Origin of the sequence: Maribacter corallii, from assembly GCF_047345415.1 — a bacterium.
GTDB lineage: Bacteria > Bacteroidota > Bacteroidia > Flavobacteriales > Flavobacteriaceae > Maribacter_C.
The window spans coordinates 1,039,787-1,054,979 of sequence record NZ_JBLFEP010000001.1 but is presented as its reverse complement, the minus strand read 5'-3'; the positions used below and the strand labels follow the sequence as shown (position 1 = coordinate 1,054,979).

7 protein-coding genes are annotated in these 15,193 nt (G+C 43.3%); all 7 read left to right on the top strand.

Going from position 1 to position 15,193, the window contains the following annotated elements; all coding sequences use genetic code 11:
- Positions 1-51 precede the first annotated feature (51 nt).
- The 7 genes from ACKWCA_RS04815 to ACKWCA_RS04785 are packed head-to-tail and all read left to right on the top strand — an operon-like array spanning position 52 to position 15,185.
- Entirely contained in the window at positions 52-2,466 is a 2,415-nt protein-coding gene (locus ACKWCA_RS04815) for an ABC transporter permease (protein ID WP_413977004.1), read from the top strand.
- A gap of 17 nt (positions 2,467-2,483) precedes the next feature.
- The gene (locus ACKWCA_RS04810) at positions 2,484-4,844 is read left to right on the top strand and encodes an ABC transporter permease (RefSeq protein WP_413977003.1); all 2,361 of its coding nucleotides are present in this window, start codon (positions 2,484-2,486) and stop codon (positions 4,842-4,844) included.
- A gap of 15 nt (positions 4,845-4,859) precedes the next feature.
- Positions 4,860-7,241 carry an ABC transporter permease gene (locus ACKWCA_RS04805; RefSeq protein ID WP_413977002.1) on the top strand — a complete coding sequence of 794 codons (2,382 nt, stop codon included), beginning with the start codon at positions 4,860-4,862 and terminating at the stop codon, positions 7,239-7,241.
- Between the two features lie 15 nt (positions 7,242-7,256).
- Positions 7,257-9,674 (top strand): ABC transporter permease, encoded by a 2,418-nt coding sequence (locus tag ACKWCA_RS04800; protein WP_413977001.1) that lies wholly within the window; start codon positions 7,257-7,259, stop codon positions 9,672-9,674.
- Positions 9,675-9,712: 38 nt separating this feature from the next.
- Positions 9,713-12,088 carry an ABC transporter permease gene (locus tag ACKWCA_RS04795; protein ID WP_413977000.1) on the top strand — a complete coding sequence of 792 codons (2,376 nt, stop codon included), beginning with the start codon at positions 9,713-9,715 and terminating at the stop codon, positions 12,086-12,088.
- 13 nt (positions 12,089-12,101) lie between these two features.
- A complete protein-coding gene (locus ACKWCA_RS04790) occupies positions 12,102-14,507 on the top strand; it encodes an ABC transporter permease (RefSeq protein ID WP_413976999.1) in 2,406 nt (801 codons plus the stop codon).
- A 15-nt stretch (positions 14,508-14,522) separates the two neighbouring features.
- Positions 14,523-15,185: an ABC transporter ATP-binding protein gene (locus ACKWCA_RS04785; protein WP_413976998.1), complete on the top strand. Its 663-nt coding sequence runs from the start codon at positions 14,523-14,525 to the stop codon at positions 15,183-15,185.
- Positions 15,186-15,193 lie beyond the last annotated feature (8 nt).

Below are 15,193 nucleotides of genomic sequence, written 5' to 3'. Positions count from 1 at the left end.
ATACCTCACTGGTCGGCAAGACCTATGAGGTTCTAAATAATAAAGAACACAATGCTGAAAAACTATTTAAAAATTGCATGGCGAAACCTCATGAAAGATAAGACCTTCGCGCTTCTGAATGTGGTCGGTCTCTCGGTCGCCTTCGGAGTTGCTATTCTATTGACCATGGATTCGCTACACGAACTTTCGTATGATAGATTTCACGCCAATGGCGATCGGCTCTACAAAACCTATCTAGAATGGCAGACCCCCAAGGGAAAAGAAGTAGGTACCAGCCAACCCACCCCTTTCGCCCAAGCCCTGCAATCGGAGGTGGCCGGTGTCGATAAGATAACACGATTTCTTGAAGAGGATGTCTTGACCCAGTATTATGAAAAAGAGATTAATTTGGATGCGGTATGGGCCGATGTCGATTTCTTTGCGATGTTCAGCTTTCCTATTGTCGAGGGAGACAAAGAGAGCCCATTACAAGACCTCTCTGCTGCAGTAGTTACGGAGACAACGGCGAGCAAATTGTTCGGAAATCAGAACCCTATTGGTCAAACCATAAACATCCTCATCAAAGGACAACTAGAGCCTTTTGTAGTTCGAGCGGTTTCAAAGGATAATCCAGACGAGAGTTCCCTAGACTTTGAAATCGTCCTTCGATTTGAGAAAAACGCCCAGTACGCCGAGACTTTGGAAACTTGGAGCAACCAATACCACGAAGTATTTGTACAACTGGAAAACGGGGTTGCGCCAGCGGAATTTGAAAAAAACAGCACTTCGTTTACCGAGCTCCATTATCAAGGTGCAATTGAAAACCTCGAACAGGGAGGGGCGGTACCGAATTCCAATGGAAAATTTGTTCAACTCGGACTACTTCCAATAGACGATATTTCCTTTGCTAGTTTCAAAAATGGGTATGCCGAAGTCAGTCGAAGTAGTGCTTACCTTGTTCTGGGGATTGCATTTCTAATTCTATTTATTGCTTGTGTGAACTTTATAAACATGAGTATTGCCAAAAGTTCGCAACGGCTACGGGAAATTGGGATGAGAAAGACGCTTGGTGCCGTAAAGCGGCAGTTGTTTTTTCAGTTTTGGAGCGAAAGCCTTTTCGTATTTGTGGTTTCTTTAGGTGTGGGGATTCTTCTTAGTGTAGTGTTGCTTCAAGAATTTCAAACTGTCTTCAACACGAAAGCTACCTTGGAAAGGATGTATTCACCGACTATTCTGGCCGGAGCAACGGTTTTGATATTTGTAATCACATTGATCGTCGGGGGGTATCCCGCATTGCTTTTGAGTAGATTGGGTACCATTCAATCTTTAAAAGGGAAATTAGAGAATACCGGTAGCAACACGGTGCGCAACGCTTTAATGGTCCTACAGTTCGGAATTGCAATTTTATTGATTAGCGGTACGCTGGTCTTATGGAGTCAGGTGGATTACATGAGGAATAAAGATTTAGGGTATGATAAGGAACAGGTGCTCTCCTTTCCCTTGGATGGAAAAAAGAACAGTTATGATGTAGTGCGCCTGTTGAGAGACAAACTTCAAGGCAACCCTGATATTTTAGGAGTATCAGGGGCTGACAATAACTTGGGGATCGGTAAAGATGGGAGTCAATTTAGCAGTCAATGGGGGTTTGGCTATAAAGGTCGTGTGGTCAAGACCAATACGCTAATTATAGACTACGACTATGTCGAAACTTTGGGCTTGCAATTGGTGCAGGGCAGGAGTTTTGATAGCGCTAGGGAGGGAGATACCCAAGCTGTTATGATTAACGAAAGCATGGCTGAAGAACTTGGGGAAGACAATCCGCTGACCGCCCTTATTCCCGTGAGCGATAGTTTAAATTATTCCGTAATCGGCGTAGTAAAGGATTATAATTTCCAGAATATGTCAAAAGCTATAGAACCCTTGACATTTATCTTGGAAAGGCAACAAGAGCTGTATTATGCCTATGTAAAAGTCGCCCCAATGAATATGGCGCGTTCGGTAGCGGCGATTGAGGCCGCTTACAAGGAAATAGAACCAAATGCTGAATTCTTGGGTTCTTTTTTGGATGAAAATGTCGATCGTACGTTTAATCGGGAAAAATCCATGGCCACATTGGTCACTAGTGGTTCCATTATCGCAATTGCGTTGAGTTGTATCGGCTTATTTGCCATGTCACTTTTAATCGTGGCACAGCGAACCAAGGAAATCGTGGTGCGAAAAGTATTAGGGGCCAGTGTCTCCTCCATAACCGTGCTATTGACCAAAGATTTTCTGAAATTGGTTTTGCTGGCCTTTTTGATCGCCTCTCCAATAGCTTGGTGGCTTTTGAAAAAATGGCTTGAAGATTATGCGTATAAAATAGACCTCAATGCTTGGTTCTTCCTTTTTGCCGGTATCATGGCCATGATTATCGCACTGTTTACAGTAGGTAGCAGAACCATCAAGGCTGCATTGCAAAACCCAATAAAAAGTTTACGTACTGAATAATCAAAGAAGAGAAGACTATGATCAAGAACTATTTGAAAATCGCCTGGAGAAACTTAATTCGAAACAAGAGTTTTTCGCTCTTGAATATCGTTGGTCTTTCGATCGGGTTAGCGGTAACGGCATTGATTCTGATTTGGATCAGTTTCGAAGTGGGCATCGACCAATTTCATGAGAACAAAGACCGCATTTATCAAGTCTATAACAAGGCCCCGGTAGACGGCGAACTATGGACCTGGAATTCCACCCCAAAAGTGATGGCCTCTGTTATTAAGAAAGACTATCCCGAAGTAGAGGCGGTCTCTAGGTTTTACTATGATACCCCTTTATTGTTTGCTAAAGGAGACAAGCGAATTAAATCAACGGGCACCATTGTCGACCCCGATTTCTTGAAAATTTTTAGCTTTCCTTTACTTGAAGGTACCGTAGAAACGGTTCTTGATGGGGTCAATTCGGTGGTCATTACCGAAACCTTCGCAGAAAAAATGTTCGGGAATGAACCCGCTGTGGGCAAGATGGTGAAAGTAGACAATGCCGATAGTTTTATGGTCACCGGAATTTTAGCGGATTTACCTGAAAATTCAGATTTCGACTTTGAATTCCTGATTCCTTGGAAATACCTGGTTCAAAAAGGAAGTGATGACAAAAATTGGGGAAATAACTCAGTGGCGACCTATGTCATGCTCAAAGAAGGCACGGACTACGAAGCTTTCTCCGGAAAAATAGAAACCTTACGAAAAAGATATGACAAGCTATCTCCTGATATGGTAACCTATCTATATCCGTGGTCAAGAACTTGGTTGTATTCAGAATTTGAAAATGGAAAAGAGGTTGGGGGTAGAATCGATTTGATTAGAATGTTCGGAATTATTGCCGGGATCATCTTGATCATCGCCTGTATTAATTTTATGAATTTGAGTACGGCACGAAGCGAGAAACGGGCAAAAGAGGTAGGCATACGCAAAACCGTGGGAGCTAAAAAAGGAGCGCTGATCACCCAATTTTTAGGAGAATCTATTCTGATTTCTTTCCTCGCAGCTGCTATCGCCTTGATTATCGTACTCGTATCGCTGTCATCCTTCAGTACATTCATAGAAAAACCGTTGTCATTGGATTTGACCAATGTATGGTTTTGGTTGGCTGCTTTGGGGGTTGTCTTGTTTACAGGGGTTTTGGCAGGAAGCTATCCGGCCATATACCTTTCCGGTTTTGAAGCGTCGAGGGTATTGAAAGGAACGTTCAAAAAAATGGATTCCCCCATAACACCTAGAAAGGTTTTGGTGGTGTTTCAATTCACAGTGGCGATCATTCTGATTTCGGCGACAATGATAGTAGGGCAGCAACTTCGAAAGGTAGAAGACCGGCAATCGGGCTATACCAAGAACAATCTGGTGTATACCATGATGGAAGGTGATACCGAGAAAAACTATATGCTTATCAAGGAAGAATTGCTGGCGTCAGGTACGGCCGTATCCGTTACAAAGACCGGTTCTCCGATTACGCAAACTTGGAGCAATTCTTGGGGCTTTCAGTGGAAAGGGAAAGACGAGGACAATAAAACCTTGGTCCATAGATTTCCTGCAGATGATGCCATTGCGAAAACGATGGGTGTTGAAATGGTGGTCGGGCGCGATTTTGACCTAAAGCGATTTCCAACCGATTCGACGGCCGCGATAATCAATGAATCTGCTTTGGCATTGATGAAATTCGAAGACCCTATCGGTCAAATTATCAGAGATAACGGTATCGATTGGCATGTTATAGGGGTGGTGAAGGATTTCGTTATGAACTCCCCTTTTCAAAAGGTAGAGCCCATGGTCATCGAAGGGGCGAAGGCATTTTTCAATGTCGTTCACATCAAATTCAATAAAGAACTAAAGACGGCCGAAAGTATTGCCCAAGCAGAAGCTATCTTTCGTAAATACAACCCTGAATACCCCTTCAATTATGAATTCGTGGATCAGGCCTATGCTAAAAAGTTCAATGATGAAAAAAGAACGGGAGAGCTGGTCAGTATGTTCACCCTGCTGACGATTTTTATTTCCTGTTTGGGCCTCTTCGGACTTGCGAGCTATATGGCCGAAAATAGAATTAGGGAAATAGGCATAAGAAAGGTATTGGGCGCCTCGATACTAAGTATCACAACACTACTCTCTATAGACTTTTTAAAACTGATATTGGTGGCCCTTGCCATCGCCATCCCTTCAGCTTGGTATTTTATGAGCGGATGGTTGGAGAGTTTCGCCTATCGAGTTGATATTTCATGGTCGACGTTCGCCCTAGCTGGGGTTTTGGCCTTGGGAATCGCTTTGTTGACCATATCCTATCAAGCGATACGGGCGGCCGCGGCTAACCCAATAAAAAGTTTGAGAACCGAATAACAAAAGTACACGACCATGTTGAAGAACAATTTAAAACTGTTTTTTAGGAATATCAGTCGGAATAAAGGAACCTTTTTGATCAATACGGTCGGACTTGGGGTAGGCATCGCTTCGTTCTTAGTGTTGGCCGTGTATGTATACAATGACCTGACCTATAATCACTTCAATAGAAACCTCTCCAACATTTATCGGATTCAGGAAGTATATGAGGCTGGTACCAGTACGGCAACAAAAGGAGCCTTGTTCCCTGAAATGCAAAAGGAAATCCCGGAAATTATCAATGGCACTCGAATTTTCGACTGGGACGGTTACCGATTGAGCCATGAAGACAAGGCCTTTTTAGAGAATGTGTATTATGTAGATCAAGGTTTCTTTAGTGTATTTAGCTTTCCGTTTACTGAGGGGAATGCCAAAAGTGTACTTGACAAAAAATACAATGCCGTACTCAGTAGACCTTTTGCGGAAAAGTACTTTGGCACAGATTCAGCTGTAGGAAAACAATTCCAAGTTGGCTTTGAAAGTGTTTTTTTGACGGTTGCTGGAGTGGTTGATATTCCCGAAAACTCATCGGTAAAGTTTGACATCGTAACGTCTTATGAAACCGGTGAGAGCATCTCTCCCTGGATCAAGGAAGTACATGATTGGTACAATACCTTCTCTGAAACCTATGTAGTACTGCAAGAGAATGTGGCTCCGAAGGATATTGAAGCTAAACTTGCAAATATCGTCAAGACTAAATTCCTTCCCGAAGGGGAGAACAAAACTAAAATCGGACTACTTCCTTTTTCAGCATATCATGCTGCAGAAGAATCCAACCAAACCCTGATTATTATTTTGGCCCTTATCGCCTTGGGTATTCTGAGTATTGCCTTGGTTAATTTTATCAACCTGACCGTCGTAAACGCCTTGTCCAGAACACGTGAAATGGGAGTAAAAAAGGTTTTTGGGGCTTCAAAAAGACATGTGACCCAACAGATAATGGTCGAGTCGTTTGTCATGGGGGGTATCGCTCTTCTTTTCGGCGTCGTACTGCTCCATGCTTTTTTACTGCCGGCGTTCAATGCGCTTTTTGAGACCAATTTGAGCCTAGAATCGTTCAGCCTGTCTTTTCTCATTGTCTTGCTTTTAGGCATTTGGAGTATTATCGGTGTTTTTTCAGGGATAGTGCCCTCCTTACTCTGGTCACGCAGCAAACTGGTCGAAAACCTCCAAGGAAAAATAATGTCAAGCAATAAGGGTAGCTTTTCAAAGAAGGCGTCGATTGTAGTACAGTTTGTCATTGCCATCGCCTTGATTTCGGGTACCGTTATCATACGCGAACAGATTGATTTCATGTTAGATAAGAACCCGAAGTTCGATAATGAGAATACCATTGTCATACAGACGGATTTTTGGCAACACCAAGATTTAGAGGCCGCTTCGGGTAAATTGAGCGTTATCTATCAGGAATTGGATGCGAGTCCGTACGTGGCCTCGGTAAATTTCACGGGCAGTATTCCTGGCGATTATGATGAAAATTACAATACTTTTTACCCCCAAGGGGAAAGTGCTTTGCCGAACATTAGCCTTAGAAAGTCATATGTAGGCCAGAATTATTTTAAGACCTTGGGAATCGATGTGTTGAGCGGTCATGGATTTGATCGAGATGCTACCGCACTACAGGGAGCGGCCGTTTTAAATAAAACGGCCATGGAACAACTGGGATTTACCGGGGCCAACGGCCAAATACTGGTCGAAGGTAGGGAAGGCGGAACCCAATACCGTGTGGTCGGTATGATTGACGATTTTAGCTACCAAGGAGTGCAACGAACTACCGAACCCCTAGCTCATTTTTTTACGGAACAGGAAAACCTGATGGAATGGGATTACCTCACAGTGCGCGCCAAAAAAGGGACCACCTTACAGGTAGTCGATTTGATCCGAGAAAAGTGGGAAGCCTTACTGCCTGATATCGCGTTGACCCATTTTCTTGCCGATGGGAAATTGAACGACTATTATGAGGAATATAAACGTGTCAATACCTTGATTACCTGGTTCTCCATACTGGCGGTTATCCTCTCATGTATGGGTTTGTTTGCCTTGGCGTCATATACCATGGCTCGTAGAACACGGGAAATAGGCATACGAAAAGTGAATGGTGCCACAGTTCATGAAATATTGACCATGCTGAATGCCGACTTTTTAAAATGGGTTTTACTGGCCTTCGTGATTGCCGTTCCCGTATCATGGTACGCCATGCAGCAATGGTTGCTAGGGTTTGCCCATAAAATCGAAATCAACTGGTGGGTCTTTGCTTTTTCCGGAGGAATGGCCATAAGTATTTCCCTACTTACTGTAAGCTGGCAAAGCTTTAGAGCGGCACGGGTAAACCCGGTCGAAGTCTTAAAAGAAGTGTGATTTAAAAAACGAAAAATGTATAAACTCTATTTGAAAATAGCCGCGCGATACCTGTTCAAAAACAAGCTATACTCTTTTATCAACATCTTTGGCCTGGCCATTGGTGTTGCCTCTTTTGTGCTAATCATCTTATATGTGAATCACGAACAGAGCTATGATACATTCGAAGGCTCGGAACATGTGCAACGGGTCTACATGGATTATCTCGAGGGTGGAGAATATGTGCCGGGAGATGCGAACGCCTACATTGTAACAGGTCCCACCTTAAAAGAGGAATTCCCTGAGATTCTTGATTTTGTGCGACTTCGGCAGATGAACGGGGTGGCGCTTATGATTGGAGAAACGGTTTTCGACAACAACAAAGGGTCGTTGGCCGACCCCTCCTATTTTGAGATTTTCGATCGAACCCTCCAAAAAGGTGATATCAGCAAAGCGTTAAATGAGCCCTATTCCGTGATTTTGACCCCTGTTCTCGCCAAAAAATTGTTCGGTACCGAAGAACCCATCGGGAAAACCGTAAAAATACTCGACTCTGAAAGTCCGCTTTTTACGGTGACGGGCATTCTCAATGAGAATAGCCGTAATTCACATATTAAAAACGACTTTCTAGTGTCGTTCAAAAGCTTTTACACTTGGCCCTCTTTTGAGGGGGATTGGGAGTTCACATGGAATCAAAACATGTATTTCACTTATGTAAAGCTCGACCCAAGGACCGATGTAGCTCTTTTGAAACAAAAAATCATGGACTTCAAAGTAGAAGCTCTTCCTTTTGAACGGCATAATATGGAACCGCTGGAAGACATCCATCTGACATCCGATAAGCCCTATGAAGCCGAGACTAACGGAAGTGCAAAGCGAGTGGGTTTTTTGTCGGCCATCGCGTTGATTATTATCGTGCTTTCGTGGTTGAATTATGTGAACCTATCTACGGCAAAATCCCTTGAACGGGCGAAGGAGACCGGAATACGCAAAGTAGCCGGGGCGCAGCGGCCTCAGCTCATTGTGCAATCCATTTTAGAATCTATTCTACTCAATGTGATCGCAATAAGTATCGGGTTGGTGATTGTAGTGCTACTACTGCCGCTGTTCTCGACTTATATCGACAAGGAATTAACCCTCCAATTTTCGAATATAGATACCCTATTTCCTATGATCGGTTTTGTATTGTTAGGTGCCTTGGTTTCTGGAATTTACCCTGCTCTAGTACTGAGCAAATATGCACCTGCAACGGCCTTAAAGGGCAAGGTACGAACCTCCAAAAGTGGAATTGCTATTCGTAAAGGGCTCATCGTAGGTCAATTTTTGGCGACAATCATTTTATTGGCGGGTACTTTTATCGTCACCAAACAGATCCGATTTTTACAAAACCAGCCCATTGGGGTAGAACTGGATCAGGTGGTGGCCCTTAGCGGACAGGTGTTGAATACCATGCCTGATTCCCTTTTTCTAAACAACCTAAAGGCATTTAAAAGTGAATTGGGGCGCTATCCATTTGTGAAGACCATTGCCGGTGCAAGAACGTATCCGGGAGGGGGATATGACGCTTTGAATTCAAGTGCGGGCATTACCTTTCCCGATGGAAGAAGAGATGACAAACGTATTACTTACAATTATGGGGTAGACCCGACGTATTTTGAATTGATGGATATGAAATTCGTGGCCGGGCGACCATTCCGGGAGAATGCACAGGGTACCAGTAATGAAGTAGTGATGAACGAAAAGTTCGTACGATTCATGGGCATTTCCAATATGGAGGATGCCGTGAACAAAACGGTCCATTTTTTTAATCAAGATTGGGTGATTTCGGGGGTGATACAAGACTATCATCATTTCGGATTAAAGACCGATATACAGCCCATGTTGTTGCGTTATGAATCCAACGGAGATAATCTTTTGGTGAAATTTGATAAAACGATGGCATCTACGGCCGGACTTAGCCTGGCGATTTCGCAAATTGAAAACAAATGGAAGGAGCTCTTTCCGCAGAGCACATTCACCTATACCTTTTTAGACCAAAACTTTGAAGCCCAATACAATGAGGATAAGGCCTTTGGTTCTGCCTTTCAGATTTTTACCCTATTGGCCATATTGATTGCTTCCATGGGGCTGTTCGGGCTCACCTCCTACACCGTGGTACAGCGTAAAAAGGAAATCGGAGTGCGTAAGGTCAACGGCGCAACGATTACCCAAGTATTGGCGCTCCTCAACAAGGATTTTGTCAAATGGGTGCTATTGGCCTTTGTTATGGCCGTACCGATTTCGTGGTATGCTATGGGCAAATGGTTAGAAGGGTTCGCCTATCAAACAACTATGAGTTGGTGGATTTTTGCCTTGGCCGGAATAACCGCTTTGGGCATTGCACTGCTCACGGTGAGTTGGCAGAGTTTCAAGGCCGCAGTTGCGAACCCGGTTGACGCCTTGCGCGACGAATGAACATGACTTTTTGAGCCATCACTTATAAAAATCGAAACATGTTAAAACACAATTTGGTATTGTTTTTAAGAAGTATTAAAAGGCACAAGAGTAGCTTTTTGATCAACTTGATCGGCTTGTCTACTGGACTGGTCTGTGTCTTATTGGTCTATCTATGGGTTTCCGATGAACTGAAGAAAGACAAGTTCCATGCCAATGATGAGCAACTGTATCAAGTACGTAGAAATATACCCAACGGACAAGGTTCGTTGGCGACCTTCACCTCTAATTCAAGCCTAATGCTTACCGCTTTGCAACAGGAAGTTCCCGAAGTTGAGATGGCCACCGCGGTATATGAGTTCGATGGTAACGCGAGGCTCGAAACTAGCGAGAAAAAACTCAGCGCCTTTGGTATGATGGCCAGCGACGACTTTTTTAAGGTCTTCTCGTACCCCTTGGTTTCCGGTGATAAGAACACTGCTTTAGCAGATGTGAATTCCGTTGTTATTTCAGCGGAACTGGCCAACAGTTTTTTCGGACAAGGTTCAGATCCGATGGGAAAAACTATCGCCATTAAAGAAGGAGAGGAAAATATAGATGATGTTTTCACCATTGTGGGTATTTTCGAAATCCCCAAAAACTCATCGGAACGCTTTGATTTTGTGCTTCCCTATAAAACCTTCCTCAAGCTTCGAAACCCCGATTACATCAACTGGTATAGTAATAGCAGTAGTATATACACGCTACTAAAGCCTAATGTAGACATCAAGGCGTTTAACAGTAAAATGGCCGATTTCATTTCCAAGAAGAACCAAAATGTTGACGAACAGGTGTTTTTTACCAGGTACAGCGATAATTACCTCAAGGGCACCTATGAAAATGGGAAACAAATGGGGGGGCGTATCACCTATGTGATTCTTTTTTCGATTGTGGCCATTTTTGTTCTTGCCATCGCCTGTATCAACTTTATGAACCTATCTACGGCCCGGGCGACACGGCGGTTGAAAGAAGTAGGTGTAAAGAAAGCGGTTGGGGCGAATAGAACGTCATTGATCCTTCAATTTCTTTCAGAGTCCTTACTATTGACCTTCTTTTCCTTGATCTGTGCCTATTTTGTAGTGTTGTTGCTATTGCCTTGGTTCAATAACGTGACGGGTAAGGATATCGTGTTTGCCATTGAGGGGTCGATGGTGATTTCGATACTTCTGATTACCCTGCTTACAGGGTTGATATCTGGAAGCTACCCCGCTTTGTACCTGACTAAATTCAGTGCAGTAAAGGTCTTAAAGGGGAAAATCAGCACTTCCGTCGGAGAACTAATGGTTCGCAAAGGCCTAGTCATCTTTCAGTTTAGCATTTCACTCTTATTGATTGTCGCGGTAAGTGTAATTTATATGCAATTGGATTACATACAATCAAAAAATCTTGGCTATACCAAAGACAATGTAATCATGGTTGAGCGTCAAGATGGGCTGATCAATAATATGGAAGTCTTTCTTGAAGAGGCGCGTCAATTACCGGGCATAGTCAATGCGTCATACATGCAAGGGGGAATGACCAATTTCAGCAACTCGTCTTGGGGTCATTCTTGGCCCGGCCAAACGGAGGAGACCAAGAAATTGACCTTTAGGCACGCCCATGTAGGGCCTGACTTTATCGAGACCATGGGCATAGAAATGAAGGAAGGTCTGTCTTATATAAATGTCAAGCCGGATAATGAATCAAAAATAATTTTGAATGAAACTGCAGTGAAGCTGATGGGCCTAGAAAACCCCATCGGAACAGTAATCGATATGCGGGGCCCGAATCGAGAGATCATAGGGGTAGTAAAAGATTTCAATATTCAGTCCTTATACAATGAAGTTGCCCCTATGGCCTTATTATGCCGAACGGAATGGGTAAGTAATTTGGTCTTGAAAATAAGGGCAGGGGAAGAACGAAAAGCCATTGCCGGCCTTACTAAACTATACGCTGAATTCAATCCCGGTCTGGATTTCGATTTTCGTTTTTTGGATCAGCAATACCAAGAGCTGTATCAATCTGAACAACAAGTGTCCGCCCTATCCAAATATTTTGCGGGTATGGCTATCTTAATATCTTGCCTAGGTCTTTTTGGATTGACGGCCTTTTCTGCCGAAAGAAGAAGAAAGGAAATCGGGATCCGTAAAGTATTGGGGCAAGGAATCGGACAGGTGGCGCTGATGTTATCCGCAGAATTTGTCAAACTGGTTGTGATTGCAATGGCAATTTCTTTGCCCATAGCGTATCTATTGGCTTCGGATTGGCTATCACAGTTCGCGTATAAGATCACGTTACACGCGGGCTATTTTGTAGGTGCTGGTGTGATCGCCCTTTTGGTGGCCATAGGCACCGTTGGTAGCCAAGCGCTTCGAGCGGCCAATAGAAATCCGATACACGCGCTTAAAGAAGAATAGTAAAAAAAGGATTATGCTAAAGAACCATCTCAAAATTGCCTGGAGAAACTTGATAAAGGACAAAACGAGTTCGCTCATCAATCTATTGGGACTTACCGTTGGGATAACGGTCTGCATCGTCATTTTGATCTTTGTGCAATATGAATCGACCTTTGATGCCTATCACGAAAATTCGGATCGCACTTTTCGAGTGGTACAGCATAATCAGTTGCCGAATCAGGTTTTGTATTGGAATACTACGGCCTATCCCTTGGCGGAGGCATTACGGAATGATTTTCCCGAAATCGATAAGGTGACCCAGGTTGCGGGCCCCTTTACCAGAACGTTTCAGATTGAACTAGCTCTGGATAAGAAAGTGCTATTTGAAGAACCCGATGTCATGTTCGTAGATGCGTTCTATTCCCAGACCTTTGACGTAGAGTGGTTGGCCGGAAACGAAACTACGGCCCTCACGGGAATGAATTCCATCGTGCTTACCGAAAGACTTGCCCAGCGTTATTTTGGTTTTGATGCATCGAGTTATCAAAGTGCTATTGGGCAACCCATCTTATTGCAAGGAAAAGACCCATTGACCGTGACAGGTGTCGTCAAAAACCCTAGAGGGAATTCGGACCACCAATATGGCGCATTGGTGCCCTATGAATTCTTTAAAAAAAACAACCCGTATTTTTCAGGAAACTGGTCGGGCAACTATCAGGGCACTACCTACCTTGCCCTAAATGCTATTGATCAGAAGACCGGTGTAGAATCAAAAATCGCCAATTGGAAAAGCAAGTATTTAAATCCACAAGACAATCAACGTATTTCATATTACTTGCAACCGATTACCGAAATCCATAATGAGACCCTTTATGGTCCTAGTCCTGGAGGCTATATCATGCCGAAGGGGATTTTGAAAATGGCCGCGGTCGTAGCCTTTTTCATTCTCTTTATCGCGTTGATAAATTTTGTGAATTTGGTCACGGCCCGTTCACATGCAAGATCTAAGGAAGTAGGTGTTCGTAAGGTGATGGGAAGCAGTCGAATGCAACTGATTGCGCAGTTTGTTTGGGAAAACTGCCTTATAATCCTTTTGGCAGCGATCCTGTCCATTGCTTTGACCCAAGGATTGTTAGAGGTATTGAACAACAACCTCACCATTATCGATCTCAACTTGAAATTCAAAGGGATCCACCTTCTATTTGTTGCACTTTTAATAGTGCTAGCGACCGTTGTAGCTGCGATTTATCCCGCGATGGTGCTTTCAGGCTACCAACCGATTCGCGCATTGAAAAACAAAGCTCAAAACACCCAAAATCTGACCGGTGAGTTGCGAAAGACCTTAGTGACCTTTCAATTCGTTCTCGTTCAGCTATTTGTCATTGCAGCCATTATTCTGGCGTTTCAAATGGATTATTTTAGCACTAGTGAACTGGGCTTTAATAGGCAAGCGGTAGTGATAACCGAAAACCCAAATCAAGAAAAAGCAACAGTATTCCGAGAGAAACTATTAACCGAAGTTGATGTTTCAAAAGTGTCTTTTGGATCAGGGCCGCCTATGGCCGTAAATGGAATTCAGTTGGGCACGAATTACCGATTGCCCGAACAGGCCGAAACTGAAGCCTTGGATGCCGAAATGAAAATAGGTGACATTCATTATCTTGATTTTTTCGGTTTAGAGCTGCTCGCCGGGCGTAATTTTACCAAGAATAAAGAGGCTTTCGATGAGTTTATCGTGAATGAGACCTTATTGAAATCCTATGGATGGACTCCAAGTGAGGCACTGGGTAAAACGATTCAAATCAATGAAGGCCAAGCTACGATTGTTGGCGTGGTGCGTGATTTTCACAATAATTCCTTGCAATATGAAATTTCTCCATGCATCATTTTAAATTGGACGTATTTTATGCAAAATGGGTTTATTCAATTAAGGAATACCAACCCTAAGTCCCTTGAAAATATCAAGGACACTTGGCAAGCGACCTACACGAACTCGATATACAAGAGGCAGTTTTTTGATGATGCCATCGCCAAGGAATATGCCGTAGAGCGACTGACCTTTGCCGGATTTGGTACATTTTCGGTACTGTCCATTTTGTTGGGTTGTCTTGGTCTTTTCGGGTTAATGTCCTTCATTGTAGCACAAAAAAGAAAGGAAATCGGAATACGAAAAGTGCTGGGCGCTTCGGTGCTGGAGAATATCGTTTTCTTTTCAAAAAAGTATATTCGCCTAGTGGCTTTATCATTTTTGATTGCAACACCTCTGGTCTATTATGGTATGGACCAATGGTTAGAAACCTTTACCTATCGCATTCAACCCTCGATTTGGATGTTTTTATTTGGTGGGGTAGTCACTTTTCTAATAGCTTTGGCTACCTGCAGCTTTCAATCAATAAAGGCCGCTAGGGCCAATCCGATACACGCGCTTAAAGAAGAATAATTTAATATAGATCATATGTTAGTAGAGTTAAACAATATTTTTAAATGGGTTCAACAAGGGGGGCAACGTATCTTTCTCTTAAAGGATATCAATCTTAAAGTCGAAGAAGGTGAATTTATCTCTATTATGGGCCCTTCCGGCTCGGGTAAATCGACCTTGCTCAACGTCATGGGTATGTTGGACACCTTTGATGAAGGGGAATACGATTTCTTGGACGAACCCGTACACAAGCTCAAAGAAAAACACCGTGCGAACCTGTACAAGCAATACATCGGTTTTGTATTTCAGGCCTATCACCTGATTGACGAGTTGACCGTTTATGAAAACCTTGAAATGCCCTTGTTGTATAAGAAAATCTCGGGTTCTGAACGCAAATCCTTGGTGGCCGATATGTTGGATCGCTTTAATATTGTCGGCAAGAAAGATCTCTTTCCCACACAATTGAGTGGCGGCCAACAGCAATTAGTTGGTGTAGCGCGAGCATTGATTGGTAAACCGAAACTGATTTTGGCCGATGAACCTACAGGCAACCTGAACTCCAAACAAGGGGAGGATATTATGAAATTGTTTCAAAAATTGAACAACGAGGGAGTCACCATTATTCAGGTAACACATTCAGAAAAGAACGCCGAATATGGTAAGCGCATTATCAATTTACTGGACGGACGTATGGTATAGTCCGAAGT

Excerpts from the sequence above, each read along its gene's own strand:
- ACKWCA_RS04815 (WP_413977004.1), top strand. The coding sequence starts at position 52 with ATGCTGAAAAACTATTTAAAAATTGCATGGCGAAACCTCATGAAAGAT.
- ACKWCA_RS04810 (WP_413977003.1), top strand. The coding sequence starts at position 2,484 with ATGATCAAGAACTATTTGAAAATCGCCTGGAGAAACTTAATTCGAAAC.
- ACKWCA_RS04805 (WP_413977002.1), top strand. The coding sequence starts at position 4,860 with ATGTTGAAGAACAATTTAAAACTGTTTTTTAGGAATATCAGTCGGAAT.
- ACKWCA_RS04800 (WP_413977001.1), top strand. The coding sequence starts at position 7,257 with ATGTATAAACTCTATTTGAAAATAGCCGCGCGATACCTGTTCAAAAAC.
- ACKWCA_RS04795 (WP_413977000.1), top strand. The coding sequence starts at position 9,713 with ATGTTAAAACACAATTTGGTATTGTTTTTAAGAAGTATTAAAAGGCAC.
- ACKWCA_RS04790 (WP_413976999.1), top strand. The coding sequence starts at position 12,102 with ATGCTAAAGAACCATCTCAAAATTGCCTGGAGAAACTTGATAAAGGAC.
- ACKWCA_RS04785 (WP_413976998.1), top strand. The coding sequence starts at position 14,523 with ATGTTAGTAGAGTTAAACAATATTTTTAAATGGGTTCAACAAGGGGGG.